Source organism: Sphingomonas sp. Leaf34, assembly GCF_001421805.1.
Taxonomy (GTDB): Bacteria; Pseudomonadota; Alphaproteobacteria; order Sphingomonadales; family Sphingomonadaceae; genus Sphingomonas.
The window spans coordinates 101,262-127,100 of the sequence record NZ_LMLC01000004.1; the positions used below are offsets into that span (position 1 = coordinate 101,262).

A 25,839-nucleotide genomic window follows, 5' to 3' on the forward strand; every position below is an offset into this window, starting at 1 on the left:
TGCTCCGATCGTAGTGCCTGTTGCCGGATTGCGTCCGGCTTCGTTACGACGTAACATTCGTTATGGGGATTGGCTTGTCAAGCACGGTATTGGTGGAAGAGATGGCGCCGCCGCGTGGCGATCTGGCGCCGCGCGACTGGCTGGAGATTGGGCTGTCGTCGCTCAAGACCGGCGGGCTGCGCGCGCTGAAACTGCGCAGCCTGGCGCTGGCGCTGGGTGCGTCGACCGGAAGCTTCTACCATCATTTCAAGGATTTCGACGGCTATCATGCGGCGCTCGCTGGGTATTTCGTCGAGGCGCATATCGATCCACTGGTGGCCACGCTTACCGCGTCGGACTTGCCGCCGGTCGAACGGATCCGCGCGTTCGCCGATCATGTCCGCGATCACGACATGGCGCACCTCGCGCTCGCGATGCGCGCCTGGGCGAGAAGCGACGCGCGCGCGGCGGCAGCGATCCGCGAGCATGACGACAAGGTGATGGCGTTTCTCGTCGAGCAGTTGACCGCGCACGGGTTCGATTCGGTCGAAGCCGGGGTTCGTGCCTATGCGCTGCTCGCGATCGGTCTCAGCGAAGTGCATCCGGACGAGGCGATCGACCGCGACGTGCTCCGCCGCGGGTTGCTAACGCTGCTATGCGAGCGCTAGCCTGATGCCAAACCGCGACTCCGTAAAAAAGTGGAGCGCGAACAGGAGGATGCGGGCATGCAGACGTATGACTATGTGATTATCGGCGCCGGTTCGGCCGGCTGCGTGCTCGCCGCGCGATTGACCGAAGACCCCCATGTGACGGTGCTGCTGCTCGAGGCGGGCGGGCGCAACGATGGCGTGCTGGTGCGGATGCCCGCGGGGGTCGGCGAACTTATCAAGAGCAAGAATGCGAGCAACTGGGGCTTTTCAACCGAACCCGAGCCGCATCTCGACAACCGCCGGCTGTGGTGGCCGCGCGGCAAGGGGTTGGGCGGCAGCTCGTCGATCAACGGCATGATCTACACGCGGGGTCATCCGCAGGATTATGACGAGTGGCGGCAGATGGGGTTGCCGGGCTGGTCGTTCGACGACGTGCTGCCCTATTTCAAGCGGCTCGAAGGGCATCATCGCGGGGATTGCGACCTGCACGGTGGCGGCGGGCCGCTGACGATCTCAAGCGGCGAGTCCGACAGCCCATTCTACGACGCGCTCGTCGAAGCGGGGCGGCAGGCGGGCTATCCCGTCACCGAGGATTTCAATGGCGCGAGCCAGGAGGGGTTCGGGCGCTACGATCTAACCGTTGCGGACGGTAAGCGGTGGAGCACGGCCGCGGCGTATCTGCGGCCGGTGTTGTCGCGGCGCAACCTAACCTGCGTGACGGGCGCGCGGACGACTCGGATACGGATCGACAAGGGACGCGCGGTCGGTGTCGACTACGTGCTCGACAAGGGCGGGCGGACGGAGAGCGTTACAGCTGCGCGCGAGGTGCTATTGTGTGCGGGCGCGGTGCAGTCGCCGCACATCCTCCAGCTGTCGGGGATCGGCGATCCCGACCGGCTGACCGCGGCGGGGATCGGTGTGGTCCACGCGCTGCCCGGTGTGGGCGAGAATCTGCAGGATCATCTCGACGTCGTGATGAACTGGACGTCGCGCGGGCTGCGCACCGGCTATGCGATCACCAAGGGTATCTCGATGCTCGGCGTGGGGCTCAACTACATGCTCCGCGGCAAGGGGGCAGGGCGGCAGCAATTCCTCGAGGCGGGCGCGTTCGTGTCGTCGCGCGAGGGGCTGTCGCGCCCCGACGTGCAGATTCACGCGGTGCTCGCGATCATGCAGGATCACGGCAAGGTCAAGGCGACCGCAGACGGCTTCACGCTGCATCTCTGCCAGTTGCGCCCTGAAAGCCGAGGGCGGATCGGTGTCGCCTCGGCGGATCCGTTCGCCGATCCGGTGATCGCCGCCAACTATCTGGCGACCGCGGAGGATCGCCGGGTGATGCGCGCCTGTATCGGCATCGGTCGCGATGTCGCACGGCAGGCGGCGCTCGATCCGTACCGTGTCGCAGAAGTGTCCCCAGGCGAGGACGTGCGGACCGACGACGAGATCGACGCCTGGGTGCGCCGGACCGCGGAGACGATCTACCACCCGGTGGGGACGTGCAAGATGGGGACGGCGGACGACGCGCTGGCAGTGGTCGATGCGACGTTAGCGGTGCGCGGGCTGCGAGGACTCCGGGTCGTGGATGCATCGGTGATGCCGACGCTGATCGGATCGAACACCAACGCGCCGACGATCATGATCGCCGAGAAGGCCGCGGACATGATACGCGGGCGGCACCTGGCTAGGGCGGCCTGAGGGCGCGGCCGCTTAACCACCGAGATGCCCCTCCCCGGCGGAGGCCGGGGCCCAGTTTGGGAACGTTGTTAACGAAGAACCGCGCTTCGTTTACGCCGACCTTTCCAACTGGGCTCCGGCCTTCGCCGGAGTGGTGGGGGCGCCGCGCGATGGGGACCTCCGCCAGCCCCTATTTCCCGTCATCCTGACGAAAGTCAGGATCCAGGATCACAAGCGACGGCGTTCGTGGCACTGGATCCTGACTTTCGTCAGGATGACGGTGGAACGAGGATGGGCGGCTCGGCCCGCTTTACCGCGGCGCCATCCGGATCGCGCCGTCCAGCCGCACGTCCTCGCCGTTGAAATACCCGCACTCGATCATCGTCAGCGCCAGCGCCGCGAACTCCTCCGGCCGCCCCAACCGCTTCGGAAACGGCACCGACGCCGCCAGCGCATCGCGCACCGGCTGCGGTGCTGCGGCCAACAACGGCGTGTCGAAGATCCCCGGCAGGATCGTGTTCACCCGGATCCCCTCGCTCATCAGGTCGCGCGCGATCGGCAAGGTCATGCCGACCACTCCCGCCTTCGACGCGGAATAGGCGGCTTGCCCCATCTGGCCATCCTCCGCCGCCGCACTCGCCGTATTGACGATCGCGCCGCGCTCGCCGTCCGTGCCGGGATCCAGCGTCAGCATCCCCGCCGCCGACTTGGCGATGCAGCGGAACGTGCCGACCAGGTTGATCTGGATGATCCGGTCGAACGCATCGAGTGGGAAATGCTTGATCGAGCCGTCCTGCTTCGATCGCCCTGCGGTCTTCGCGGCATTCCCAGTGCCCGCGCAATTGACGAGGATCCGCTCCTGCCCATGCGCCGCGCGTGCTGCCGCGAACCCCGCATCGACGCTGTCATCCGACGTCACGTCGACCTTGCAGAAGACGCCGCCAATCTCGTCGGCCAGCGCCTCGCCCTTGTCCACCTGGAGATCGAAGATCGCCACCTTCACGCCCTTGGCGGCCAGCGCGCGCGCGGTGGCGGCGCCCAGGCCCGACGCGCCGCCGGTCACGACGGCAGCACAATTTGCGAGGTCCATGCATCTCTCCTGTCAAAGCCCCAAGATCCGCGTCCCGGTTGCAGAACAATAGTTATGCTCGTATTCGAGGCTTGCCAAGCCGGCATGTCGCTGAGGATCCGACGATGAGCCACGCCATGTTGCAGAATGCCAGCCCGCACTGGCTCCCGCGCCAGCGTAAAGGCGCACTCGATCACATCCCGGGTGACGACGGCCTCCCGCTGTTCGGGAACACGTTCAAATTGCTGGCCGATCCGATCGGATTTCCGCGCAGCATGGTCGCGCGATTCGGGCCGGTCTATCGCAACACCGCGCTCGGCGGGACGGGGCTGATGCTGCTCGGGCCCGACGCGAACGAGCTGATCCTGTTCGATCGCGACAAAATATTTTCGTCCGAGCAGGGCTGGGGCCCGCTCCTCAACCTGCTGTTCCCGCGCGGGCTGATGCTGATGGATTTCGAGAAGCACCGCACCGACCGGAAAACGCTGTCGGTCGCGTTCAAGCCCGAGCCGATGCGGCATTATGCTACCGAACTCGATACCGGGATCGCGGCCGCGATCGGCGGCTGGGCCGGCCGCACGGTACGCTTCTACGACGTCGTAAAGAAACTCACGCTCGATCTCGCCGCGACCAGCTTCCTCGGCGTGCCGCTGGGGGCGGAGGCGGACCGGATCAACCAGGCGTTCGTCGACGAGGTGCAGGCGAGCGTCTCGCCGATCCGCAAACCCTGGCCGGGCACGCAGATGCGCAAGGGCGTGAAGGCGCGCGCCTATCTCGTCGACTTTTTCGAGCGCGAGATCCCCGCGCGACGCAGCGGCGACGGGCAGGATTTCTTCTCGCAATTCTGTCGTGCGACCGATGACGACGGCGCGCCGCTGACCGCACTCGCCATCGCCGATCACATGAACTTCCTGATGATGGCCGCGCACGACACGATCACCTCGTCCGCGACGAGCCTCGTCATGCTGCTCGCGCGCAACCCGGAGTGGCAGGAGCGGTTGCGCGCCGAGGTCGCCGCGCTGGATACGGCGCTACCGCTGACCGAGCAGCTCGATCGCCTCGTCCTTACCGAATATGCGTTCAAGGAATCGCTGCGGATGATGCCGCCGGTCCCGTCGATCCCGCGCCGCGCGCTCAAGCCGTTCCGCTTCGGCGGGTTCGATATCCCGGCGGGGACGAGCGTCGGCGTCGGCATCACCTATACGCACCACATGGCGGAATTCTGGCCCGATCCCGATCGGTTCGATCCGCTGCGCTTTACGCCCGAGGCGTCGAAGGGGCGGCACCGGTTCGCGTGGGTGCCGTTCGGCGGCGGCGCGCACATGTGCATCGGGCTGCACTTCGCGACGATGCAGATGCGGCTGCTGATCGCGCATCTGCTGACGCGCTACCGGATTGAGGCGGCGGCGGGGAGCGGCGATGCGTGGCAGGTCTTCCCGATTCCGCGCCCGAAGGACGGACTGCCGGTGACGTTCGTACCGCTTGCCACCACGTAATATTATGTCATCTTCGCGCGGTTCATTCGAAGGAGCCGCCCGTTGCGCTTGACCCTTGCCTTTCTCCTGCTAGCGGCGACGCCGGCGTTCGCGCAACACCAGCCGACCGCACCGCTATCCGAAGGTCCGACGCGCAGCTTAACCGGCAGCGACCTGTTTGGTCTGACGATCGCGGCGGACCCGCAGATCAGCCCGGACGGCAAGACGATCGTCTATGTCCGCCGCACCGGCGACGTGATGACCGACAAGATGCAGTCCTCGCTCTGGCTGATCGACGTCGCGAGCGGCCGGCAGACGCCGTTCGCCACCGACGGCAGCAGCCCGCGCTGGTCGCCCGATGGATCGCGCATCGCCTATGCCGCGCGCGATGGCGAGGGATCGCAGCTGTTCGTGCGCGGGATCCGTGCGGCGCAGAGCGCGCGGATCACGAGCTTCCCCGGCGATCCGCAGGCGCTCGCCTGGTCGCCCGAAGGGACAAGGCTCGCCTATATCGCGACGGTGGCGGGCGAGGGCACCAAGCTCGGCGCCGCCCCGCCCAAGCCCGAGGGTGCGAAATGGGCCGAACCGCTGACGATCATCGACCGCGTCAACTATCGCAACGACGGGCCGGGCTATGTGAAGCCGGGCTACGACCATCTGTTCGTGGTCGGCGCGGACGGGGGCGCGGCGCGGCAACTGACCTATGGCAAGTTCGACGATGGCGGCCCGCTGTCGTGGACGCCCGATGGCCGCAGCATCGTTTTCGCTGCGATCCGTGGGCCCGCGGCGGATCGCCAGGTGATGAATTCCGACGTGATCGCGGTCGATGCGGCGAGCGGCACGATGCGGACGCTGACGACGCGCGACGGCCCCGACGCCCAGCCTCGCGTCTCGCCCGACGGTGCGAAGATCGCGTGGCTCGGCTTCGACGACAAGCGCCGCAGCTATGAGAACACGCAACTCTACGTCGGCGACCGTGATGCGGCATCGCCGCGCTCGCTGACCGCCACGCTCGACCGCGGAATCGAGGACGCGGTGTGGGCCGCCGACGGCCGCAGCCTGTATGCGAGCTATGACGATCACGGCCAGCGCAAGGTCGCACGCATCGGCGTGGACGGTCGCGTCTCGCCGCTGGTCGACAACGTCGCGGGCGGCGGGCTCGACCGGCCCTATACCGGCGGCGACTTCTCCGTCTCGAAGGGCGGCACGATCGCCTATACCGGCGGCGACGCAAGCGCGCCCGCCGATGTCTGGGTGCTGGCGGGTGGCAAACCGCGCCGCCTGACGATGCTCAACGCGGTGCTGACCGGATCGAAGGCGCTCGCCTCGGTACGGAAGATCGCGGTGACTGCACCCGATGGCCGGCCGATCGACGCCTGGCTCGCCACCCCGCCGGGCCGTGTCGCAGGCCAGCGCATGCCGCTGATCCTCGAGATCCACGGCGGGCCGAACGCTGCCTATGGCCCCGGCTTCGCGACCGACATGCAGCTCTATGCCGCGGCCGGCTATGCGGTGCTGTGGACCAACCCGCGTGGATCGACCTCCTACGGCGCCGACTTCGCCAATCTGATCGACAAGACCTATCCCGCCGCCGATTATGACGACCTGATCGCCTCGGTCGACGCGGCGATCGCCGACGGCACCGCCGATCCGGACAATCTGTTCGTGACCGGCGGATCGGGCGGCGGGCTGCTGACCGCGTGGATCGTCGGCAAGACCGACCGGTTCAAGGCCGCTGCGACGCAGAAGCCGGTGATCAACTGGATCAGCGAGGCGCTGACGATGGACAACACGCTGTTCACCTCGCGCTACTGGTTCACCAAGCTGCCGTGGGAGGATCCGATGAGCTATTGGAACCGCTCGCCGCTCAGCATCGTCGGCAACGTCAAGACGCCGACGCTGGTGGTGGTCGGTGGCGACGATTACCGGACGCCGGTCAGCGAATCCGAGCAATATTACGCCGCGCTGCAGATCCGCGGCGTGCCGACCGCGCTGGTCAAGGTGCCGGGCGCGAGCCATGGTGGCCTCGCGGCACGCCCGTCGCAATCCGCGGCGAAGGCGTCGGCGATCATCGCCTGGTTCGATCGATACCGGAAGCCGGCAGCAGCACCGGCACAGGGGGCAGCACAATGACGATACGCTATATGATGCTGGCGGGGGTGGCGTTGGTGTCCACCGCCGCCGTCGCGCAGGTCCAGCCGCCGCGCGTCGCCAAGAAGCCGTTCCAGGTGACGTCGCCCAACGGCGCGCGCGAGGACGATTATTATTGGCTGCGCGACGACACGCGCAAGAACCCGGAGATGCTCGCCTATCTCGCCGCGGAGAACGCCTATACCGATGCGCAGCTCGCGTCGCTGAAACCGCTCGAGGCCAAGCTCTACGAAGACACCGTCGCGCATATCAAGCAGGACGACAGCTCGGTGCCGTACGCGAAGAACGGCTATTATTACGGTTCGCGGTTCCAGACGGGCGCGGATTATCCGCTCCTGGAACGCCGCAAGGGCAGCCGCACCGCACCCGCCGAAACGCTGTTCGACCAGCCGGCGATGGCCAAGGGCCACAGCTTCTTCGCGCTGAGCGACTGGGCGGTGAGCCCCGACAACCGCCGCGTCGCCTGGGCCGAGGATACGGTGGGTCGCCGCCAATATGTGCTGAAGGTCAAGGATCTCGCGACCGGCGCGCTCCTCGCCGACACCGTCTCGAACATCGAGCCCAATGTCGTCTGGGCGGACGACAACAAGACCATCCTGTACGTCGAGAAGGACCCGGTGACGCTGCGCGGTTACCGCGTGAAGGCGCATGTCCTCGGCACCCCCGTCACCAGCGATCGGTTGCTGTACGAGGAGAAGGACGACACCTATTCGATGGAGGTCTCGCGCACCGCCGACGACAGGTTCATCTGCATCGGTGTCGGCAGCACGGTGAGCGACGAGCAACGCTGCGCCCCCGCCGCTGCGCCGAGCCGCTTCACGATCGTCGCACCGCGGGCGCGCGAGTTCCGCTATGGCGCGGATCATATCGGCAATCGCTGGATCATCCGCACCAACCGGGCTGCGAAGAACTACAAGCTCGTCACCGTCGCCGATGCGGACCTGGCCAAGGGTACGGCGGCCTGGCGCGACCTGACGCCCGCCAGCGACACCGTCTTCATCGAAGGCTTCAAGCCGTTCGACGGCTTCGTCGCGATCGACCAGCGCGAAGGCGGCAACCGCATGATCCGCGTGCTGAACGACGCGGGCAAGTCGACCCCCGTGACGGCAGACGAACCCGCCTATCGGATGTCGCTCGACGTCAACGAGGAAACGTCGACGCCGTGGGTGCGCTACACCTATGGCTCGCTCGTGACCCCGACGACGACCTACGAGGTCAACGCGCAGACCGGCGAGCGGCGCGTGCTGAAGGTCGCTCCGGTGCCGGGCTATGATCCCGCGAAGTACGTCACCGAACGCGTCTGGGCACCCGCGCGCGACGGTACACGCGTGCCGGTCTCGCTGGTCTATGCCAAGGGTGTGAAGCGCGACGGCACCGCGCCGCTCTTCCAATATGCCTATGGCAGCTACGGCATTTCGAGCGATCCGGCCGTCGATCCGGGCCGGATCGGCCTGCTCGACCGCGGCGTCGTCTACGCGATCGCGCATATCCGCGGCGGGCAGGAGATGGGGCGCGGCTGGTATGACGACGGGCATCTGCTCAACAAGAAGAACAGCTTCACCGACTTCATCGACGTCACCCGCTATCTCGTTGCGCAGAAATACGCCGCCAAGGACCGGGTGGCCGCGATGGGCGGCAGCGCGGGCGGGCTGCTGATGGGCGGCATCGCGAACATGGCGCCCGCGGACTATAAGCTGATCATCGCGCAGGTGCCGTTCGTCGATGTCGTCACGACGATGCTCGACGCGTCGATCCCGCTGACGACGTTCGAGTACGACGAGTGGGGGAACCCCGCGCAGAAGGCGTCCTACGATTACATGCTGAGCTATTCGCCCTACGACAACGTCGAGGCGAAGGCGTATCCGGCGCTCTATGTCGGAACGGGGCTATGGGACAGCCAGGTGCAATATTACGAGCCGGCCAAATGGGTCGCCAAGCTGCGCGAGAGGAAGACCGATACGAACCCGCTGCTGTTCCGTGTCAACATGGAGGCGGGGCATGGCGGAAAGTCGGGCCGGTTCGAGCGGTATCGCCAGAATGCCGAGTGGCAGGCCTTCATGCTGCAACAGCTAGGGCTGGCGAAGTAGCGCACCGCGCGGTGGGCGAAGACTGAAACGATAAAGAGGTTCGCGAATGCTGGTTCGGATTTTCATGGGCGCGAATTGGGTCGGCGCCGATCGGCAGGAGGATTACGAATTCGACGCGCTGCCGGCGGTCGGCCACAAGCTCGCGATTGCGTCTGAGGATGACTGGGAGGTCGCGACGGTGCGCGACATCGTCCATCGGCTGACCGACCCGGAGACGGCGGCGGATATTGCGATTCTCGTATCGGTGCCGGTGCAGAGCGGAGAGGCCTCGGACGCGTTGCCGCTCGCCGGACTTGACGGCGTATCTGCCAAGCCATCGGGCGTATCGGTCCCCAAAACGACTGGCCCCTGGGGGGCGTAAACGAAGCGGAACGCCGACCAATTCACCCCCGCGGGGGGAGGTGTCATCGAAGATGACGGAGGGAGAGGACACGGAACGGGCGCGGGTCTTGCCGCCCCCTCCGTCGCCTCGCGTCACCTCCCGCTTACGGGGGAGGATCAAGCGATCAGACGCCGGCGTCGGTGAGGGTTCCCAGCTGATCCTCGGTCAGTTCGAGCGTCATCGCGGGGATCAGGTCTTCGATCTGCCTCACGCTGGTGGCGCTGGCGATCGGCGCAGTGACGCCGGGCTGCGCGATCAGCCATGCGAGCGCCACCTGCGCATGCGTGGCGCCGGTCGCCTCGACCACCGAGTCCATCGCGTCGAGCACGGCCTTGCCCTTGCCGTCGAGCAATTCGCCCATCCGCCCACCGCGGACGCTCTGACCGAGATCGTCCTTGGTGCGGTATTTGCCGGTCAGGAAGCCCGAGGCGAGGCCATAATAGGGCAGCACGCCGATATTTTCGGTGACGCAGTAATCCTGCAACTCGCCCTCGAACTTGGTCCGGCTGACCAGATTATATTCGGGCTGCAGCACGTGATAGCGCGGCAGGTCCGCCGCCTTGGCCGCGTCGACCGCGGACTTCAGGCGAGCGGCGTGGAAATTGGACGCGCCGATGACGCGCACCTTGCCGGCATCGACGAGCCTGCCGAACGCTTCGAGGACGTCCTCCTGCGCGACATCCTCATCGTCCTGATGCGCGTAATAGAGATCGATCCGATCGGTGCCGAGGCGCTTGAGCGAGGCTTCGGCTGCTGCGGCGATGCGCGCCGGCGCGAGCTTCTCGCCGCCGTCGCCGGGCAGCATGCCGACCTTGGTCGCGATCAGCACGTCGTCGCGCTTGCCGCTGGCCTTCAGCCATTCGCCGATCATGCTCTCGGATTCGCCGCCCTTGTGGCCGTCGACCCAGGCTGAATAGATGTCGGCGGTATCGATCATCGTGCCGCCGCCCGCGACGAATGCGTCGAGCACCGCAAAGCTGGCGGCGCGGTCAGCCGTCCACCCGAAGACGTTGCCACCGAGGACGAGGGGGGCGATCTTGAGATCGGTCGAACCGAGGCGGCGCAGCGTCATCGCGTCTGATCACTTTGATTTGAGGGTATGTCTGTATCGGGCGCCGTTTCGTCAGGAGCGGCGACGACCGCGTTGAGAGCGACGCTGTTCGCATCGAGCATCGCGGCCGCCTCGTTCAACTGATGCGCCTCGTCGGCGGTAACGGCCCCGGGTTCGCTGGCGGGCGAGCAGGCTGCCAGCGCCACGGGTAGAAGGACCGCCGCGCCCCATCCGTCATACCAGCGAACGCTGGTATCTTTCCGCGTGGGTCGAGGAGACCCGAACCAAGAGATCCCGGCGGTCGGCGGGATGACGAGGGGAGGCAGGCGGCGATCCATTCAGGGCTTAGTCCTTGATCGCATTGCCGGCGCGGGTCAGCGCGTTGCCCGTGGCATCGGCAGCGCGGTCGGCACCGTTGCTGATCGAGGCGCCTGCGCGGTCTGCACCGGCTTCGATACGGTCACCGGCGCGGTCGGCCTTCACGTCGAGATTGTCGGTGGCGTTGTCCAGGCGCGCACCGGCATTGTCGAGCGAACGCTCGGCCGAACCCAGCGCACGATCGCTGGCGGCGCTGACGTCGTCGACCGCGTTGGCGGTGGTCGCGCTGGCATCGGCGGCGATTGCGTTGGCGGCCTGTGCCGTCTGGTCCTGCGCGTTGTTGCTGCAGGCTGCGAGACCGGCCGTCAGGGCCAGCGCGGGGATCAGAAACTTCTTCATATAAACTACTCCCGTTGACGATCTGGCGTCCCTCCCTCGGGTATCCCCGGGGACGTGGCCCTATGTGGACCAGCAAATGCCGGGTCCATAGCGCAATCGAACGCGGATGAAGCCTTTCCGATCCGTCACGAACGGACGCGATGCGATAAGTCGCAGAGGCTTACGGCTGCGTTGACCTCATATAAAGAAATCTTTATATGACCTGGCATGACGATGGCGCTCGAAATCTTCCGTGCATTGGCGGACGCAACGCGGTTGCGGATCCTTGCACTGTTGCGGCGCATGGAGCTGTCGGTCGGCGAGCTCGCACAGGTGCTCGGGCAGAGCCAGCCGCGCGTCTCGCGGCATGTGAAGATCCTGTGCGACGCCGGGCTTGCCGAGCGGCGCAAGGAGGGCAGCTGGGTCTTCGTCGCGCTGGGCACGCCAAGCGCGGTCGAGCCGATCGCGGCGGCGCTCGATGCGTGGGCCAAGGCAGAGCCCGATCACTGGGCGGTCGCGGATGCGGCGCGGCTGGCGGCGGTGCGCGCGGACCGCGCGGCGAGTGCGGCGGCGTGGTTCGAGGGGCATGCCGACGAATGGGATGCGATCCGCTCGCTCCACGTCGCCGAAAGCGAGATCGAGGCGGCGATGGCAGCGGTGCTCGGCGCGGCGCCGATGGAGACGCTGATCGATATCGGCACCGGCACTGGTCGGATGCTCGAGCTGTTCGGCGGGCGTGCCAAGGTCGCGCTCGGGATCGATCGGAGCTCGGAGATGCTGCGGCTCGCGCGTGCCAAGCTGCACGACATGGCGCATGCCGAACTTCGCCAGGCAGACCTGTACGCGTTGCCGCTCGAAGATGCCGCGGCCGATGTCGCGATCTTGCACCATGTCCTGCATTTCGCACAGCAGCCCGGCGCCGCGGTCAGCGAGGCGGCGCGCGTGCTTGCGCCCGGCGGGCGGTTGCTGATCGCTGATTTTGCAAGCCACGACCGCGAGGAATTACGACTGCGCGACGCGCATACCCGGCTCGGGTTCGCGGACGAACAGATGGCGGCGTGGTTTGACGCGGCGGGCTTGCAGACGGCGCGCGTCGAGACGCTCGAGGGCGGCGAGTTGACGGTGAAATTATGGCTCGGTCGCAAGATCGGCGCGAGCCTGCGTGAGGTGAAGGCGGCATGACGAACATTTCGATTCCCCAATTGGCGGAAGCGCGACGCGCACTCGAGGAACCGTTGTTCGCAGATCTGGCGGGCGACGTCGGCATCAGCTTCGAATTCTTCCCGCCCAAGACCGAGAAGATGGACACGCAGCTCTGGGAGGCGATCCGCACGCTGGAGCCGCTCGCGCCCGATTTCGTGTCGGTCACCTACGGTGCGGGCGGATCGACGCGCGAGCGGACGCACGCCACCGTCGCGCGGATCCAGCGCGAGACGTCGATGAACGCGGCGGCGCATCTTACTTGCGTCGAAGCGACCAAGGCCGAAATCGACCAGGTCGCCGAGGAATATTGGGCGGCGGGCGTGCGCCATATCGTCGCGTTGCGCGGCGACATGCCGACGCTCGGCCAGCCGTACCAGGCGCATCCGGGCGGGTATGAGAATGCGGCGGCGCTGGTCGCGGGGTTGCGCAAGCTGCACCCGTTCGAAATCTCGGTCGCGGCCTATCCCGAATGCCATCCGGAATCGGGTGATCCCAATGCGGATATCGACAATCTGAAGCGCAAGCTCGATGCGGGCGCGAGCCGTGCGATCACGCAGTTCTTCTTCTCGCCGGAAGCCTATTTCCGGTTTCGCGACCGGGTTGCCGCGGCGGGGATCACCGCGCAGATCCTGCCGGGCATCCTGCCGGTGTCGAACGTCGCGCAGACGCGCAAGTTCGCGGGGCTTTGCGGCGCGGAGATCCCGGCCTGGATGGACCGGCTGTTCGAAGGGCTCGACGATCATCCCGCCGCGCGACAGCTCGTCGCGGCGACGATCGCGGCCGAGATGTGCCGGCGGCTTTATGCGGGCGGCGTGAAGGATTTCCACTTCTACACGCTCAACCGCGCCGAACTCGCCTATGCTATCTGTCATATGCTCGGCGTGCGCGCGAAGAGCGATGTGACGGTGGCTGCGGCGTAACTCCCCTTCCGCTTGCGGGAGGGGTTGGGGGCCCTCCCGCAAGCGGGAGGGGAGGAGACTGACGATGACACCACGTGAACGTTTCAACGCGGAAGCCGCCAAGCGCATCCTGATCACCGACGGCGCGTTCGGGACCGAGATCCAGAACTGGAAGCTCGACGAGGCCGCCTATGCGGGCGACCTGAATCTCAGCCACGACCAGAAGGGCAACAACGACATCCTGGCGATCACCAAGCCGGAAGTGCCCGAGACGATCACGCGCGAATATCTGGAGGCGGGGTCGGACATTGTGTCGACCAACACGTTCAGCGCGAACGTCATTTCACAGGCGGATTACGGCGCCGAGCATCTGGTCCGCGCGATCAACGTCGAAAGCGCGAAGATCGCCCGCCGGCTCGCGACAGAATATGAAGCGAAGGACGGACGGCCGCGCTTCGTGGCGGGCGCGATCGGGCCGACCAACAAGACGCTGTCGCTGTCGCCCGACGTCAACGATCCGGGCTATCGCGAGATCGACTTCGATTATCTGAAGGGCGTTTACCGCGAGCAGATCGACGCGCTGCTCGAAGGCGGCGAGGGGGTGGGCGTCGACTTCATCCTGATCGAGACCGTGTTCGATACGCTCAACGCCAAGGCCGGGATCATGGCCGCGATCGAGGCGGGCGACGACCTCGGGCGCGACGTGCCGATCATGCTGTCGATGACGTTGACCGATCTGTCGGGCCGCAACCTGTCGGGGCACACGGTCGAGGCGTTCTGGCACGCGGTGCGGCATGCGCGGCCGGTGACGATCGGGCTGAACTGCTCGTTCGGCGCGGAGCAGCTGCGGCCGCATGTGAAGACGCTGTCGGGGATCGCCGACACGCTGATCATGATCTACCCGAATGCGGGGCTGCCCAACGAACTCGGTGAGTATGACGAGATGCCCGCGACGACCGCTGGGCTGGTCGGCGAGTGGGCGGTGGCCAAGCAGGTCAACGTTCTCGGCGGGTGCTGCGGGTCGACGCCGGCGCATATCAAGGCGATGGCCGACGGCGTGCGCGGGCTGGAACCGCGCGCGGTCGCGAGCCCGGAGGTGCGGACCAAACTCGCCGGCCTCGAACCGTTCACGATGGCGGCATAGTTCCCCTTCCGCTTGCGGGAGGGGTTAGGGGAGGGGCTGGCCCAACCCGACCAACTCGCTTGCGGCACGTCCCTCCCCCGACCCCTCCCGCAAGCGGGAGGGGAGGAAAGCAGATCATGACCACTTCCTCCTCCACCAGTTTCGTCAACATCGGCGAGCGCACCAACGTCACCGGTTCGGCGCGGTTCAAGAAGCTGATCATGGCGGGCGATTACCCCGCCGCGGTCGAGGTCGCGCGCCAGCAGGTCGAGAGCGGCGCGCAGGTGCTCGACGTCAACATGGACGAGGGGTTGCTCGACGCGCACCACGCGATGACGACGTTCCTCAAGCTGATCGCCGCGGAACCCGACATCGCGCGCATCCCGTTCATGGTCGACAGCTCGAAATGGAGCGTGATCGAGGCGGGGCTGAAGTGCGTCAGCGGCAAGCCGATCGTCAACTCGATCAGCATGAAGGAGGGCGAGGAGCAGTTCCTTGCCCAAGCCAAGAAGTGCATGGCCTACGGCGCCGCGGTGGTGGTGATGGCGTTCGACGAGGTCGGGCAGGCCGACACCAAGGACCGGAAGGTCGAGATCTGCGAGCGCGCGTACAAGCTTCTCGTCGGGATCGGCTTTCCCCCTGAGGACATCATCTTCGATCCCAACGTCTTCGCGGTCGCGACGGGGATCGAGGAGCACGACAATTACGGCGTCGACTTCATCGAGGCGTGCCGCGAGATCAAGGCGCGCTGCCCGCACGTCCATATCTCGGGCGGATTGTCGAACTTCAGCTTCTCGTTCCGCGGCAACGAGCCCGTGCGTCGCGCGATGCACAGCGTGTTCCTGTATTATGCGATCCCCGCGGGCATGGACATGGCGATCGTCAACGCCGGCCAGCTCGACATCTACGACGATATCGACCCCGAACTGCGCAAGGCGGTCGAGGACGTCGTGCTCAACACCGATCCCGAGGCGGGTGAGCGGCTCGTCCAGCTCGCCGAACGCTATCGCGGCACCGACGTGATCGCGGAGAAGGCGGCAGCCGAATGGCGCTCGCTGTCGGTCAACAAGCGGCTCGAATATGCGCTGGTCAAGGGCATCGACCTGCATGTCGTCGAGGATACCGAGGAAGCGCGCCTGATCATCGCCAATGACGGCGGACGGCCGATCGAGGTGATCGAAGGCCCTTTGATGGACGGGATGAACGTCGTTGGCGACCTGTTCGGATCGGGCAAGATGTTCCTGCCGCAGGTGGTGAAGTCGGCGCGCGTGATGAAGAAGGCGGTCGCGCACCTGCTGCCATATATCGAGGCGATGAAGGAGCCCGGCGCGCGCGGCAAGGGCAAGATCATCATGGCGACCGTCAAGGGCGACGTGCACGATATCGGCAAGAACATCGTCGGCGTGGTGCTGCAGTGCAACGGCTTCGACGTGGTCGATCTGGGCGTGATGGTGCCATGGTCGAAGATCCTCGAGGCCGCGAACGAGAACGACGCCGACATGATCGGGCTGTCGGGCCTCATCACGCCGAGCCTCGACGAGATGGTGACGGTCGCCGAGGAGATGAAGCGCGCGGGCATGACGATGCCGCTGCTGATCGGCGGCGCGACGACGTCGAAGGTCCATACCGCGCTCAGGATCGCGCCCGCTTATGACGGGCCCGTGGTGCATGTGCTCGACGCGAGCCGCGCGGTGGGCGTGGCGTCGACCTTGGTCAGCGACACGATCCGCGACGACTTCGTGACCAAGACCGCGGACGAATATGAGGCGGTACGGATCTCGCGCGCGAACAAGGGGCAGAGCGAGCTGATCCCGATCGAGACGGCGCGCGAGCGCAAGTTCGTCGCGGACTTTTCGCTGAAGCCGGGCGCGCCCGCGAAGCCCGGTGTGCACGTCTTCGCGGATTGGGACCTGTCTGATCTGCGCGACTATATCGACTGGACGCCGTTCTTCCGTGCGTGGGAGCTGGCGGGCAATTTCCCCGCGATCCTGACCGACGAGGTCGTCGGCGAGAGCGCGTCGTCGCTATATGCGGACGCGCAGGCGATGCTTGATACGATCGTCGCGGAGAAGTGGCTGACGCCGCGTGGTGTTGCGGGGCTCTGGCCGGCGCGGCGCGAGGGGGATGATGTGGTGGTCACTGCTCCTTCTCCCCTGCGGGGAGAGGGCTGGGGTGAGGGGCAGCCAAGCAATGCTGCGCCCGGAACAGCCCCTCACCCCGACCCTCTCCCCGCAGGGGAGAGGGAGCAGAAGGAGGTGCGCCTCCCGATGCTGCGCCAGCAGATCGCCAAGCGCGAGGGCCGCGCGAACATGTGCCTTGCCGATTTCGTCGACACGCAGGACGATTGGTTCGGCGGGTTCGCGGTCGGCATCCACGGGATCGACGACCATATCGCGCGCTTCAAGGCCGGGCATGACGACTATAACGACATCCTGCTGAAGGCGCTCGCCGACCGGTTCGCCGAAGCCTTTGCCGAGCGGCTGCACAAGCATGTCCGCCAGGAACTCTGGGGCTATGCGCCGGAGGAACAGCTCACCAACGACGCGCTGATCAAGGAACAGTATCGCGGCATCCGCCCGGCGCCGGGCTATCCCGCATGCCCCGATCACAGTCTCAAGCCGATCCTGTTCGACCTGCTCGACGCCGAGACCGCGACCGGGCTCGAACTCACCGAGAGCTTTGCGATGTTCCCGACCGCCGCCGTATCGGGCTTCTATTTCGGCCACCCGCAGGCCGAATATTTCGGCGTCGCGCGCGTCGGCCGCGACCAGCTCGAGGATTATGCGGCACGGCGTGGCGCGGACCTCAAGACCGCCGAGCGCTGGCTTCGTCCTAACCTCGACTAAGGTCCGGGCTCGCGCGCGGAACAACCGCCGCGAGCCCGCGCTTACTAGGGGTCGACACGCGGAGACCCGATGACCCTACCCCAGTATCTCTCGATCGCCACGCTGATCGGCATGATGGCGCTCTTCATCTGGGGCCGGTTTCGCTACGACGTCACCGCGATCCTCGCGCTGCTCGCGAGCATCGCGCTTGGCATCGTCAGCCCGAAGGACGCGTTCAAGGGCTTCTCCGACGATATCGTCATCATCGTCGGTTCGGCGCTGGTGATCTCGGCGGCGGTCCAGCGGTCGGGCATCATCGAAGTCGCGCTCGCCAAGTTCGCCAAGCGCGTGACGCGAGTCCGCTCGCAGTTGTTGCTGCTGACCGCGTCGGTCGGGTTCGCCTCCGCGCTGGTCAAGAACATCGGCGCGCTCGCGATGCTGATGCCCGCCGCGTTCCAGATGGCGAAGAAGAACGACACGTCGCCCTCGGTCTTCCTGATGCCGATGGCGTCCGCATCGCTGCTCGGCGGGCTGATCACGCTGGTCGGCACGTCGCCCAACATCATCGTGAGCCGCGTGCGCGAACAGATGACCGGACACCCGTTCGGGATGTTCGATTACGCCCCGGTCGGGCTCGGGCTGACACTGATGGGGCTGATCTACCTTCGCTTCGCCTACCGGCTGTTGCCACGCGATCGGCGGGCGGCACCGACGATGGGCGAGGCACTCGATATCAAGGGCTATGTTACCGAGGCGATGATCTCAGAAGGCTCGCCCGCAGTCGACGAGACGGTCGACGCGTTCCTCGACCGTCACGATCGCGAGGTGACAATCACGCGCATCCTGCGCGCCGGGATGCGCAGCGCGCCCCACGACCACACGCATCTGCGCGCGGGCGACACACTGATCCTTGGCGGTGACCCCGATGCGCTCGAACGCGTCATCGCGCGCGACCGTCTGAAACTCGAAGGCGAGGATCGCGAAAAGGCCGACGAGGACGACGACGACGAGGTCGGCGTGATCGAGGCAGTGATCGGGCTCGGCTCGGCGCTAGCCGGCAAGACCGCGGCGCGGCTCGCGTTGCAGGCGCGCTATGGCGTCAATCTGATCGCGATCTCGCGGCAGGGCGAGCATCTGTCGCGGCGCCTCGCCAATACCGAATTGCGCGCGGGCGACGTGCTGGTGTTGCAGGGCCCGCTCGAGCAGCTGCCGGGCAAGCTGCGTGATCTCGGATGCCTGCCGCTCGCGCAGCGCGAGTTGCGGCTTGGCGTGTCGAAGCGGAGCTGGTTGCCGATCGCCATCCTTGCGGTGGCGATGAGTGCGACCGCGCTGGGGTTCGTGCCGGTGGCGGTCGCGTTCTTTGCGGCGGCGGGGCTGATCATGGCGACCGGCGTGCTGCCCGTGCGCGAGGCGTATGATCATGTCGAATGGCCCATCCTGATCATGCTCGGTGCGCTGATCCCGGTCAGTGATTCGCTGCGCACGACCGGCGCGTCGGAGGTCATCGCGACCTGGCTGTCGTCGACCGCGGCGACCTTGCCGCCCTGGGGGGCGGTCGCGTTGATCCTGGCGGCGGCGATGGCGGTGACGCCGTTCCTCAACAACGCGGCAACCGTGCTGGTGATGGCGCCGATCGCCGCGACGTTTGCCGGCGATCTCGGGTTCCGGCCCGAAGCGTTCCTGATGGCGACCGCGGTCGGGGCAGGGTGCGATTTCCTGACCCCGATCGGCCACCAGTGCAACACGCTGGTGATGGGGCCGGGGGGGTATAAGTTCAGCGATTACGCAAGACTGGGCGCACCGCTGTCGTTGCTGGTTCTGCTGGTGGGGACACCGCTGATCGTCGCGGTGTGGCCGGTGCACTGACGACCCAACGATCCTCCCCCGCAAGGGGGAGGTGGCTGGCCCTTGCCAGACGGAGGGGGAGGAAAGCAAAACGCCTGCTCCGTATCCTCCCCCTCCGTCGCCTTCGGCGCCACCTCCCCCTGGCGGGGGGAGGATTGAGAGGGGATTACGCGCCTGCCTCAGCCGGCTTGCCCTCGCGCACGTCGCCCGGCAGGCCGGTGATCGTCTTCACTTCCATGAAGTCGGTCAGGCCATAGCGGCCGTTCTCGCGGCCGTTGCCCGACTGTTTGTACCCGCCGAACGGGGCGCCGATGTCGGGGCTCCACGAATTGATCGTCACCAGCCCCGCGCGCAACCGGCCTGCGACCTTCGCCGCCGCCGCTGGGTCGCCGGAGATCGTCGCCGACAGCCCGTATTCGGTGGCGTTGGCGATGCGAATACCTTCGTCCTGGTCGGCATAGGCGGTAATCGTAGCCACCGGCCCGAACGTCTCTTCCTGCGCGATCCGCATGTCGGGGCGCACGTCGGTGAACAGCGTCGGCTGGATGTAATAGCCCGCATTGCGCCCGTCCGGACGACCCACGCCGCCCGTCACCAGCGTCGCGCCTTCGTCGATCGCGGACTGGATCAGCCCCTGGATCTTGTCGAACTGCGCCTTGTTGACGACCGGGCCGATATGCTGGCCCATCTCGGCGGGATCGCCGACCTTGGTCTGCTCCATCATCGACTTCACGATCGCGGTCGCCTCCGCGACCTGGCTCGCATGGACGAGCAGGCGCGTCGGCGCGATGCAGCTCTGCCCCGAATTGGCGAGCACGCCGGCCACCGTCGGCGGCAGCACCGCCGCCAGATCGGACCCCTCGAGCACGAGGTTCGCCGCCTTGCCGCCGAGTTCCTGATGCACGCGCTTGACCGTCGGTGCGGCCGCCAGCGCGACCGCGATGCCCGCGCGCGTCGATCCGGTGAAGCTCACCATGTCGACGTCGCGGTGCGCGCACAGCGCCGCGCCGACCCCCGGACCGTCGCCGTTGACGAGGTTGAACACCCCCGCGGGCACGCCCGCCGCGTCCATGATCTCCGCGAGGATCACCGCGCACGACGGCGCCTCCTCGGAGGGCTTCAGGATCATCGTGTCGCCCGCGGCCAGCGCCGGGGCGACCTTCGCGCAGATCTGGTTGAGCGGCCAGTTCCACGGCGTGATCATCGCGACAACGCCGAGCGGCTCGTGCACGACGGTCGCCTTGCCGATGACTTCCGAGAATTCGAACGCCGCCAGCGCCTTGGCGGTCGCCGAGAAATGCGCGAGTCCCGTGGGTGCCTGCGCCATCGACGCGAGCGCCATCGGTGCGCCCATCTCCTGCGACATCGCCTTCGCCAGATCGGGCATCCGCGCCTTGTACTCGGTCACGATTCGGCCGAGCACATCGAGGCGTTCCTGCACGCTCGTCTGGCTCCAGCTCTCGAACGCCGCGCGCGCCGCAGCAACCGCCTTGTCGACGTCGGCGGCGGTGCCAAGCGTGATTTCGGTGCACGGCTGCTCGGTCGACGGGTCGATCACCTGATAGACGGTGCCGCCCTCGCTCTCGACCCACGCGCCATCGATATATTGCTTTAAATAGCTTTTCATCGTGCCTCTCCGCATCTTGTCTTGCCAAGGAATGGGCTCGCCGGAGATCGGTTGCAACCCGAAACGCGTCAGGTAGGTTGCCGCCGAAATTCATCAGGAGTCGGGCATGGCGAGAGTGGCATTCATCGAGCAGACCGGCGGCCCGGAGGTCATCCAGTGGCGCGACGTACAGCTGCCGCTGCCGGGCAAGGGCGAGGTCTGGATGCGCAACACCGCGGTCGGGCTGAACTATATCGACACCTATCACCGCAGCGGTGTCTACCCGGTCGACCTGCCATCGGGACTCGGCAGCGAGGCCGCGGGCGTGGTGATGGCGGTCGGCGAGGGCGTCACCGGGTTCGCGCCCGGCGACCGGGTCGGCACGTTCGGCCCGTCGCGCGGCGCCTATGCGACCGAGCGCAACGTGCCCGCGACCCAGCTGTTCAAGTTGCCCGACACGCTCGACGACCGCACCGCTGCGGCAATCCTGCTCAAGGGCACCACCGCCGAGTTCCTGGTCGAGCGCTGCGCCAAGGTGCAGGCGGGCCAGACCGTGCTCGTTCATGCGGCGGCAGGCGGAGTCGGCCACATCCTGGTCGGCTGGCTGAAGGCGATCGGCGCGACCGTCATCGCCAGCGTCGGCAGCGAGGACAAGGCGGCGCGCACGGGCAAGGCCGGCGCCGATCACGTCATCAACCACAAGTCCGAAGACATCTCCGCGCGCGTCCGCGAGATCACCGACGGAAAGGGTGTGCCGATCGTGCTGGACGGCGTGGGCGGCGCGACCTGGGACGCCTCCCTCGACAGCACGGCCAGGCGTGGTCTGATCGTCAGCTACGGGAATGCGGGCGGCGTGGTCGACCGAGTCAATATCGGCGTTCTCGCGCGCAAAGGCTCGCTGTTCGTCACGCGGCCGACGCTGTTCGATTATTATGTCACGTCGGAGGAAAGGCAGGCCGGTATCGCACGCCTGTTCGCGATGCTCGACAGCGGCGCGATCACCCCCGAAATCGGTCAGACTTTCGCGCTGGAGGATGCGGCCGACGCGCACCGTGCGGTCGAGAGTGGTGAGACGTGGGGGAGCACGCTGCTGCTGCCCTGAACCGCTGTGATCGATTGACTGATTGAGCGACCGCGAAACGGTGACCTATACATTAACTACCGCCTAACGCATTGTATGTACGTCGAACCTATGGTTCGTTCTTACAATTTCGCAGCGGCGATGTGTATTGTCGCGCAGGGTATCGCGGTCTGCATCGGGTCTGCGGTGCTGATCGCTTGGCCGCCGCGGCACGGCGAATATCTGCTCGTGCCGGTCGGCGCGAATGCGGTCGCAAACTTGCTGCCCATGGCTTTCGCCGGCCATGCCTTGTTGATTGGCGCGGGACCGTTGCCGCACAGTTACGTGGTCAGGGGCGATCGTGCGCAATTGGCCGGGGTCATGATGGCGCACGGCGTCGTGATGGTTGCGGCATCGGCCGTAGCCTGCGGCGAGACGGCGGTGGCGGCATGAACCCGACCGACCTCGAGGTTTTTCGTACCCGCGGAATCGCCATCGTCGCGATCACCGGTTGGGTCTGCACGCTTTGGCTCGGTCTGATGGGGCTGTGGCTCGATGCGGACGGGCTCGTCCCGGTGCTGGTCGTCGCGGTGCTCGTCAATCTCGCGCCCACGCTGATGGCGATGCGGCGGCGTCACGATCCGGTGGCGCGGCTGGTGTCGGGCACACCGGCCGCGGTGTATCCCGCGCTCGGCGTCTATCTGTTGCAAGGACATGCCTGGCAGATGGACGCGCACATGTATTTCTTCGTCGCGCTCGCCGCGCTGGTGGTGCTGTGCGACTGGCGGCCGGTCGCACTCGCCGCTGGCCTGATCGCGATCCATCATCTGGTGCTGGAGATGGCGGCGCCGGGTTGGGTATTCACGGGGTCTGGCAATATCGGCCGAGTCGTCATCCATGCCGCCGCCGTCGGACTGCAACTCGCGGTACTAGGCTACGTTACCGCCCGGTTGCGCAGCCTGATGATCCGCCAGGAAACGGCGCGCTGCGAGAGCGAGGCGCTGGCGAGCGAAGCGATCGACAGCCGCAACCGGATGGAGCAGGCGATCACCGCGATGCGGGCTGCCGAGGCGCGCGAAGGCCGCGAGCGCCAGCATCGGCTGGAGATCGAACGCGAACTGGCCGCGCGTCGCGCTGCCGAGATGATGGCGCTGGCAGAGGCGTTCCAGGCGTCGGTCGCGGATATCGTCGACACGGTCGGCTCGGCCTCCACCCGGCTTGATGGATCGGCGCGCGCGTTGAACGAACTCGCGCAGGTGGCTACCCGCCAGACCGAAGCGAGCGCCGCCGCCGCGACGCAGTCGTCGGAGAGCGCGGGGCGGTTGTCGGCGCAGATCCACGCGCTGACCCGGTCGGTGACGTCGATCGCGACCGTCGCCGAGCAGCAGGTCCAGCTCGGTACGGAGGCGCGGACGGCATCGACGCTCAGCCACGCGGCGATGCTCGCGCTGGTGGAACGGACGCAGACGATCGGCAGCTTCGCCAATTCGATCCAGCAGATCGCCGCCAAGACCAACCTGCTCGCGCTGAACGCGACGATCGAGGCGGCGCGCGCGGGCGACGCCGGCAATGGGTTCAAGGTGGTGGCGAGCGAGGTCAAACAGCTTGCCGGACAGGCGACCGGTGCCTCGAGCGAGATCCGCGCGCTGGCCGGGTCGGCGGAGCAGGGGGCGGGGGTCGCCAACGATGCGCTCGGCCGGATCGCGACGACGATCGGCCACCTTGCAACCGCCGCCGACACCATTCAGGCAGAGGTGCGGCATCATCACCAGACCGCTGCCTCGATCGAGCGCACCGCGGACAGCACCGCGGCGGGGATCGACAGCATGGCCGACGAGATGCTCGGCGTCGCGCGGGTCGCCGGCGAGACGGCGGGGCTGTCGGACATGGTCGCCCGCGCTGCGACTAGTCTGCTGGATACGGCCCGCCAGCTCCGCGCCGCGACCGATCGCTTCGTGGCGCAACTCAAGGCGGCGTAGCGCGGACCGGTTTGCGCGACGCCGAAACCGCGGTAGGGCGGGGGCCCCTTTCGGCGAGACGACGATGAGCCTGAACCTGTTGCTGGTCGAGGACGATGCGATGTTCGCGCAGGCGATGGCGGAGGAGCTGCGCGGGCTCGATCACCGTGTCACGGTCGCCATCGATGGCCGCGAGGCACTGGCGGCGGTCGACAGCGCACCGTTCGATGCAGTGGTGCTCGACCGGATGCTGCCAAAGATCGACGGCATGTCGGTGCTGACGCGGCTTCGCGATGGCAACATGACGGTGCCGGTGATCATGCTCACCGCGCTTGGCCGGTCGGTCGAGAAGGTCGAGGGTCTTGAGGCGGGCGCCGACGATTACGTCGTCAAGCCGGTCGCCGCCGCCGAACTCAGCGCGCGGCTGGCGGCGATCGTCCGCGGACGTGGCTGGACCGGGAGCAGCGCCGACACGATCCGTGCCAGTGACATCGTCGTTAGCCCGACCCGTTTCCGTGCCTGGCGCGACGGCACCGCGATCGACCTCGGCAAGCTGGAGTTCAAGCTGCTCGCGGAATTCGTCGCCAATGCCGATACGGTGATGACGCGCGCGATGCTTGTCGAGCGCGTCTGGGGCTACGATTTTGCGCCGACCACCAACATCGTCGATGTCTATGTCCGCCACCTGCGCGTCAAGTTGACGGCGGCGGGGGGCGAGGACCCGATCGTGACGGTGCGCGGCGTCGGTTACATGTTGCGCGGCTGATGCGGTTCCGGTCGCTTCGGACGCTGACCGGGGCGTTCCTGTTGGCGTTCCTCGTCGCGACGCTGGGCACGGGGTTTGCTATCTACGCGGTAACGTTGCGGACAATCGAGCGGCTGGTCGACCGGCGCCTGGAGAATGTAAACGACAGCGTGGCGGGTATTCCCGGGGATCGCCGCGCTGCTGATATCTTCCGCCGCGTCGATGCCGCGACGCACGAGCGCGACACCGGCGATATCGGATTCGTGTTGCTCGACGCGGAGGGGCACAGGCTGGGTGGCAACATTGGCCTGTCGCGGCCGTTGCCAATGGGGTTCTCCACGCTCGCCGGCGATCGGTTGATCCCCGGCCTGTCCGCGGGCCGCGCTTTGGTGCGCGACGTCGGCGGCGGCATGACGCTGACCACGATCGCCGAAACCGAGCCGTTCGACGACTATAACGGCGCGCGCGTCCGCATCTATCTGATCGGGTTCGGGTCGATCCTGTTCGTCGTGCTTGGTGGGCTGATCGTCTTCGTCGTGACGATCGGCCGGCGGATCGGTGAGACCCGCCACACGGTCGAGGCGATCATCGACGGCGACATGACGCGGCGCGTGCCGGTCGACCGATCGGGGGGCGAGTTCGCGCAACAGGCGATGGCGTTCAACCGGATGCTCGACCGGATTTCGGATCTGATGGCAAGCATCAGCAACGTCTCCAACGACATTGCGCACGACCTGCGCACGCCGCTCGCTCGGTTGCGGAGCCAACTCGCGCTGTCATTGCGCCGCGCGGAGTCGCCGGTGCAGCGCGACGATCTCGAAGCCGCCATCGCGATGAGCGACGACCTTCTTGCGATGTTCGCGGCGATGCTGCGGATCGCCGAGATCGAGGGCGGCGATCGTCGCGCGGGGTTCGCGCGGCTCGATCTGGCGGCGCTGGCGGACGAGATCGGCGTGATGATGCAGCCGGTCGTAGCCGATAGCGGACGGATGCTGGCTCTTGCAACGGCGTCACCGCTGCCGATCGTCGGCGACGGGCAGTTGCTCGGTCAGCTGATCGTCAATCTGATCGAGAATACGGTGCGTCATACGCCGGTTGGTACGCGGATTTGTATCGCGGTCACCGACACGCTCACCATAACCGACGATGGCCCCGGTATCCCGGCCGACCAACGCGCGCTGGCAATGCGGCGGTTCGGGCGTCTCGACACCAGTCGTCACGATGGCGGCCATGGGCTTGGCCTGCCGCTGGTCGAGGCGATCGTTCGCCTGCACCGCGGCACGATCGCGTTGGAAGACGCGGCGCCCGGACTGCGCGTCGTCATCGCTGTGCCTGCCTGAAAAGCGAGGCCCCCTTTTGAC

21 protein-coding genes are annotated in these 25,839 nt (G+C 66.8%); 16 read left to right on the top strand and 5 right to left on the bottom strand.

Annotated elements, in window-relative coordinates; all coding sequences use genetic code 11:
* Nucleotides 1–74 precede the first annotated feature (74 nt).
* Nucleotides 75–647 carry a TetR/AcrR family transcriptional regulator gene (locus ASF00_RS11955; RefSeq protein ID WP_162233403.1) on the top strand — a complete coding sequence of 191 codons (573 nt, stop codon included), beginning with the start codon at nt 75–77 and terminating at the stop codon, nt 645–647.
* 57 nt (nt 648–704) lie between these two features.
* Nucleotides 705–2,324 carry a choline dehydrogenase gene (locus ASF00_RS11960; RefSeq protein ID WP_055879176.1) on the top strand — a complete coding sequence of 540 codons (1,620 nt, stop codon included), beginning with the start codon at nt 705–707 and terminating at the stop codon, nt 2,322–2,324.
* Nucleotides 2,325–2,613: 289 nt separating this feature from the next.
* Here the strand turns inward: ASF00_RS11960 and ASF00_RS11965 are convergent, their stop codons facing one another.
* Nucleotides 2,614–3,393 carry an SDR family NAD(P)-dependent oxidoreductase gene (locus ASF00_RS11965; protein ID WP_055879179.1) on the bottom strand — a complete coding sequence of 260 codons (780 nt, stop codon included), beginning with the start codon at nt 3,391–3,393 and terminating at the stop codon, nt 2,614–2,616.
* Between the two features lie 104 nt (nt 3,394–3,497).
* Between ASF00_RS11965 and ASF00_RS11970 the strand changes: the two genes are divergently transcribed.
* The 4 genes from ASF00_RS11970 to ASF00_RS11985 are packed head-to-tail and all read left to right on the top strand — an operon-like array spanning nt 3,498 to nt 9,446.
* On the top strand, nt 3,498–4,868 hold the full coding sequence (locus ASF00_RS11970; RefSeq protein ID WP_055879183.1) for a cytochrome P450: 1,371 nt from the start codon (nt 3,498–3,500) through the stop codon (nt 4,866–4,868).
* Between the two features lie 42 nt (nt 4,869–4,910).
* Nucleotides 4,911–6,980: an alpha/beta hydrolase family protein gene (locus tag ASF00_RS11975; protein ID WP_055879186.1), complete on the top strand. Its 2,070-nt coding sequence runs from the start codon at nt 4,911–4,913 to the stop codon at nt 6,978–6,980.
* Nucleotides 6,977–9,085 carry a S9 family peptidase gene (locus tag ASF00_RS11980; protein WP_200910536.1) on the top strand — a complete coding sequence of 703 codons (2,109 nt, stop codon included), beginning with the start codon at nt 6,977–6,979 and terminating at the stop codon, nt 9,083–9,085. The genes ASF00_RS11975 and ASF00_RS11980 overlap by 4 nt, the downstream gene beginning before the upstream one ends.
* 46 nt (nt 9,086–9,131) lie before the next feature.
* A complete protein-coding gene (locus tag ASF00_RS11985; protein WP_055879189.1) occupies nt 9,132–9,446 on the top strand; it encodes a hypothetical protein in 315 nt (104 codons plus the stop codon).
* Between the two features lie 145 nt (nt 9,447–9,591).
* Here the strand turns inward: ASF00_RS11985 and ASF00_RS11990 are convergent, their stop codons facing one another.
* The 3 genes from ASF00_RS11990 to ASF00_RS12000 are packed head-to-tail and all read right to left on the bottom strand — an operon-like array spanning nt 9,592 to nt 11,235.
* Nucleotides 9,592–10,539, bottom strand: coding sequence for an aldo/keto reductase (locus tag ASF00_RS11990; RefSeq protein ID WP_055879192.1), 948 nt, complete (start codon nt 10,537–10,539; stop codon nt 9,592–9,594).
* Nucleotides 10,536–10,856: a hypothetical protein gene (locus ASF00_RS19040; RefSeq protein ID WP_235525788.1), complete on the bottom strand. Its 321-nt coding sequence runs from the start codon at nt 10,854–10,856 to the stop codon at nt 10,536–10,538. The genes ASF00_RS11990 and ASF00_RS19040 overlap by 4 nt, the downstream gene beginning before the upstream one ends.
* A gap of 7 nt (nt 10,857–10,863) precedes the next feature.
* The gene (locus tag ASF00_RS12000) at nt 10,864–11,235 is read right to left on the bottom strand and encodes a hypothetical protein (RefSeq protein WP_055879195.1); all 372 of its coding nucleotides are present in this window, start codon (nt 11,233–11,235) and stop codon (nt 10,864–10,866) included.
* 207 nt (nt 11,236–11,442) lie between these two features.
* On the opposite strand from ASF00_RS12000, the gene ASF00_RS12005 reads away from it, so the two are divergent.
* The 5 genes from ASF00_RS12005 (at nt 11,443) to ASF00_RS12025 (ending at nt 19,130) form a co-directional block, all read left to right on the top strand.
* A complete protein-coding gene (locus tag ASF00_RS12005) occupies nt 11,443–12,396 on the top strand; it encodes an ArsR/SmtB family transcription factor (RefSeq protein WP_055879198.1) in 954 nt (317 codons plus the stop codon).
* Complete coding sequence (gene metF, locus ASF00_RS12010; RefSeq protein ID WP_055879202.1) at nt 12,393–13,337, top strand: methylenetetrahydrofolate reductase; 945 nt, start codon at nt 12,393–12,395, stop codon at nt 13,335–13,337. The genes ASF00_RS12005 and metF overlap by 4 nt, the downstream gene beginning before the upstream one ends.
* A gap of 64 nt (nt 13,338–13,401) precedes the next feature.
* Nucleotides 13,402–14,460: a homocysteine S-methyltransferase family protein gene (locus ASF00_RS12015; RefSeq protein ID WP_055879207.1), complete on the top strand. Its 1,059-nt coding sequence runs from the start codon at nt 13,402–13,404 to the stop codon at nt 14,458–14,460.
* A 116-nt stretch (nt 14,461–14,576) separates the two neighbouring features.
* Nucleotides 14,577–17,285, top strand: coding sequence for a methionine synthase (metH, locus tag ASF00_RS12020; protein ID WP_055879210.1), 2,709 nt, complete (start codon nt 14,577–14,579; stop codon nt 17,283–17,285).
* 69 nt (nt 17,286–17,354) lie between these two features.
* Nucleotides 17,355–19,130 (top strand): SLC13 family permease, encoded by a 1,776-nt coding sequence (locus ASF00_RS12025; protein WP_055879213.1) that lies wholly within the window; start codon nt 17,355–17,357, stop codon nt 19,128–19,130.
* Between the two features lie 145 nt (nt 19,131–19,275).
* On the opposite strand, the gene ASF00_RS12030 is transcribed toward ASF00_RS12025, so the two are convergent.
* Nucleotides 19,276–20,736, bottom strand: coding sequence for an aldehyde dehydrogenase family protein (locus ASF00_RS12030; RefSeq protein ID WP_055879215.1), 1,461 nt, complete (start codon nt 20,734–20,736; stop codon nt 19,276–19,278).
* Between the two features lie 106 nt (nt 20,737–20,842).
* Between ASF00_RS12030 and ASF00_RS12035 the strand changes: the two genes are divergently transcribed.
* The 5 genes from ASF00_RS12035 to ASF00_RS12055 all read left to right on the top strand — a co-directional run bounded on the left by ASF00_RS12035 (nt 20,843) and on the right by ASF00_RS12055 (nt 25,818).
* The gene (locus tag ASF00_RS12035; protein WP_055879219.1) at nt 20,843–21,817 is read left to right on the top strand and encodes a quinone oxidoreductase family protein; all 975 of its coding nucleotides are present in this window, start codon (nt 20,843–20,845) and stop codon (nt 21,815–21,817) included.
* Nucleotides 21,818–21,907: 90 nt separating this feature from the next.
* Nucleotides 21,908–22,228 (top strand): hypothetical protein, encoded by a 321-nt coding sequence (locus ASF00_RS12040; RefSeq protein ID WP_055879222.1) that lies wholly within the window; start codon nt 21,908–21,910, stop codon nt 22,226–22,228.
* The gene (locus ASF00_RS12045; RefSeq protein WP_055879225.1) at nt 22,225–23,754 is read left to right on the top strand and encodes a methyl-accepting chemotaxis protein; all 1,530 of its coding nucleotides are present in this window, start codon (nt 22,225–22,227) and stop codon (nt 23,752–23,754) included. Before ASF00_RS12040 ends, ASF00_RS12045 begins: the two co-directional genes overlap by 4 nt.
* Nucleotides 23,755–23,818: 64 nt before the next feature.
* Complete coding sequence (locus ASF00_RS12050) at nt 23,819–24,499, top strand: response regulator transcription factor (protein WP_200910178.1); 681 nt, start codon at nt 23,819–23,821, stop codon at nt 24,497–24,499.
* Complete coding sequence (locus ASF00_RS12055) at nt 24,499–25,818, top strand: sensor histidine kinase (protein ID WP_055879228.1); 1,320 nt, start codon at nt 24,499–24,501, stop codon at nt 25,816–25,818. The genes ASF00_RS12050 and ASF00_RS12055 overlap by 1 nt, the downstream gene beginning before the upstream one ends.
* Nucleotides 25,819–25,839 lie beyond the last annotated feature (21 nt).

Excerpts from the sequence above, each read along its gene's own strand:
- metF (WP_055879202.1), top strand. The coding sequence starts at position 12,393 with ATGACGAACATTTCGATTCCCCAATTGGCGGAAGCGCGACGCGCACTC.
- ASF00_RS12045 (WP_055879225.1), top strand. The coding sequence starts at position 22,225 with ATGAACCCGACCGACCTCGAGGTTTTTCGTACCCGCGGAATCGCCATC.
- ASF00_RS11970 (WP_055879183.1), top strand. The coding sequence starts at position 3,498 with ATGAGCCACGCCATGTTGCAGAATGCCAGCCCGCACTGGCTCCCGCGC.
- ASF00_RS12015 (WP_055879207.1), top strand. The coding sequence starts at position 13,402 with ATGACACCACGTGAACGTTTCAACGCGGAAGCCGCCAAGCGCATCCTG.
- ASF00_RS12000 (WP_055879195.1), bottom strand. The coding sequence starts at position 11,235 with ATGAAGAAGTTTCTGATCCCCGCGCTGGCCCTGACGGCCGGTCTCGCA.
- ASF00_RS19040 (WP_235525788.1), bottom strand. The coding sequence starts at position 10,856 with ATGGATCGCCGCCTGCCTCCCCTCGTCATCCCGCCGACCGCCGGGATC.
- ASF00_RS12055 (WP_055879228.1), top strand. The coding sequence starts at position 24,499 with ATGCGGTTCCGGTCGCTTCGGACGCTGACCGGGGCGTTCCTGTTGGCG.
- ASF00_RS11980 (WP_200910536.1), top strand. The coding sequence starts at position 6,977 with ATGACGATACGCTATATGATGCTGGCGGGGGTGGCGTTGGTGTCCACC.
- ASF00_RS12005 (WP_055879198.1), top strand. The coding sequence starts at position 11,443 with ATGACGATGGCGCTCGAAATCTTCCGTGCATTGGCGGACGCAACGCGG.
- metH (WP_055879210.1), top strand. The coding sequence starts at position 14,577 with ATGACCACTTCCTCCTCCACCAGTTTCGTCAACATCGGCGAGCGCACC.
- ASF00_RS12040 (WP_055879222.1), top strand. The coding sequence starts at position 21,908 with ATGGTTCGTTCTTACAATTTCGCAGCGGCGATGTGTATTGTCGCGCAG.
- ASF00_RS12035 (WP_055879219.1), top strand. The coding sequence starts at position 20,843 with ATGGCGAGAGTGGCATTCATCGAGCAGACCGGCGGCCCGGAGGTCATC.
- ASF00_RS11965 (WP_055879179.1), bottom strand. The coding sequence starts at position 3,393 with ATGGACCTCGCAAATTGTGCTGCCGTCGTGACCGGCGGCGCGTCGGGC.
- ASF00_RS12030 (WP_055879215.1), bottom strand. The coding sequence starts at position 20,736 with ATGAAAAGCTATTTAAAGCAATATATCGATGGCGCGTGGGTCGAGAGC.
- ASF00_RS11985 (WP_055879189.1), top strand. The coding sequence starts at position 9,132 with ATGCTGGTTCGGATTTTCATGGGCGCGAATTGGGTCGGCGCCGATCGG.
- ASF00_RS12050 (WP_200910178.1), top strand. The coding sequence starts at position 23,819 with ATGAGCCTGAACCTGTTGCTGGTCGAGGACGATGCGATGTTCGCGCAG.
- ASF00_RS11960 (WP_055879176.1), top strand. The coding sequence starts at position 705 with ATGCAGACGTATGACTATGTGATTATCGGCGCCGGTTCGGCCGGCTGC.
- ASF00_RS11990 (WP_055879192.1), bottom strand. The coding sequence starts at position 10,539 with ATGACGCTGCGCCGCCTCGGTTCGACCGATCTCAAGATCGCCCCCCTC.
- ASF00_RS12025 (WP_055879213.1), top strand. The coding sequence starts at position 17,355 with ATGACCCTACCCCAGTATCTCTCGATCGCCACGCTGATCGGCATGATG.